The 1,267-nt window shown below is 68.3% G+C and carries 1 protein-coding gene; it reads right to left on the reverse strand.

Annotated elements, in window-relative coordinates; all coding sequences use genetic code 11:
• Positions 1-67: 67 nt before the first annotated feature.
• Positions 68-1,126, reverse strand: coding sequence for an MFS transporter (locus ACFU7D_RS29680; RefSeq protein ID WP_378874128.1), 1,059 nt, complete (start codon positions 1,124-1,126; stop codon positions 68-70).
• Positions 1,127-1,267: the final 141 nt, after the last annotated feature.

Raw genomic sequence — 1,267 nt, forward strand, 5'->3', positions numbered from 1 at the left:
GGCCGACGCCGCTGTTGATGACGATTCCGACGAACATCAGGACACAGGCCGAGCCGGTCGGCAAGAGCTAGAGGAGGTAGGCGAGGGAGATCACGAGGGCACCGAGCACGAGGGCGATCTTGGGGCCGCGTGCGTTGATCAGCTTCCCGCCGAGCGGGGAGACGATCATCATCATCACGCCGCCGGGGGCCATCCAGAGGCCCGCGGCCAGCATCGACTGCCCCAGGCCGTACCCCGTGGCCTCGGGGAACTGCAGCAGCTGCGGGGCGATGAGCATGAAGGAGTACATGCCGACGCCGACCAGGATCGACGAGATGTTGGTGAGCAGCACACGCGGCCGGGCGGTGGTCCGCAGGTCGACGAGCGGGTCACGGGTACGCAGCTCGTAGAAGCCCCAGGTGCCGAGCGCCACGACCGCGACCGCGAACAGGCCGAGCGTGGTGCCCGAACCCCAGCCCCAGTCGGCGCCCTTGGAGATCGCCAGCAGGAGGGACACCAGGCCGATGGCGAGCCCGATCGCGCCGGGGGCGTCGAAGCGCTGCCCCTTGGCCCCGGCCGGGACGTCCGGGACGAAGACGTAGATGAGCACGGCGATCATCACGGCCAGGACCGCGGAACCCCAGAACAGCACGCGCCAGCTGGCGTACTCGGCTACGGCCGCGGAGATCGGCAGGCCGAGGGCGCCGCCGATGCCCATGGAGGCGCTGACGAGGGCGATGGAGCCGCTGAGCTTCTCGGAGGGCACCACGTCACGCAGGAGCGCGATACCCAGCGGCACCATGCCCATGCCCATGCCCTGAAGACCACGCCCGACGATCATCGGCACCACGGAGGAGGCCAGTGCGCAGACGACGGACCCGACGATCAGCGGAACCGCGCAGGCCAGCAGCATGCGGCGCTTGCCGAGGAGGTCACCGAGCCGGCCGGTGACCGGCACGCACACACCCGCGACCAGGAGGGTGACCGTGACCACCCAGGCGGCGTTCGAGGACGAGGTGTCCAGGATCCGCGGCAGCTCCGCGATCAGCGGGGTCACCAGCGTCTGCATCACGGCGGCGACGGTGCCGGCCAGCGCCAGCGTCGTGATCACACCGCCTGTGCGGGCTGTGGGCTGGGACGTGTCCATATCTCGGGTCCTCGGCTATCCGGTCGGTTCGATGGAGGATTGGTATCGTACACATGCATTGCATCATGCATGTCATGTGGTTTATGCAAGTCTTGGCAAACATACGATGAAGTCGGCACGCACCACGGCACGACGACACAC

This window comes from Nocardioides sp. NPDC057577, from assembly GCF_042801335.1.
Lineage (GTDB): Bacteria > Actinomycetota > Actinomycetes > Propionibacteriales > Nocardioidaceae > Nocardioides.